The 258-nt window shown below is 42.2% G+C and carries 1 protein-coding gene; it reads left to right on the top strand.

Annotation, left to right across the window (positions count from 1 at the left end; genetic code table 11):
- On the top strand, positions 1-258 hold a 258-nt coding region (locus KK062_RS30405), incomplete at both ends, for a hypothetical protein (RefSeq protein WP_254088134.1).

Here is a 258-nt window from a genome sequence, read left to right as displayed (position 1 = left end):
GAAGTAGAGGGTGCGGGATTACTTGTAGAAAGCTTTGCAACTTATTCAGCAATGCAAGTAGTTGAGGACACCCTTGGTTACGAGCATCTCTTAAAGTATTTATCACAAATGCGAGAGGAGTACGAAGTACCACGTTCAAAAGCTGCTCCACCCCTGCTTCGTGCTAACAATTCCTTTATTAATTACCGCAAAGGTCCTTTTGCTCTCTTTGCGCTTAGAAATTACATAGGAAAAGACAGCGTAAACAATGCCATGAGA

Source organism: Dawidia cretensis (assembly GCF_018598175.1).
Classification (GTDB): Bacteria; Bacteroidota; Bacteroidia; order Cytophagales; family Cyclobacteriaceae; genus Ohtaekwangia; species Ohtaekwangia cretensis.
This window is presented reverse-complemented; position numbering and strand designations above follow the sequence as displayed.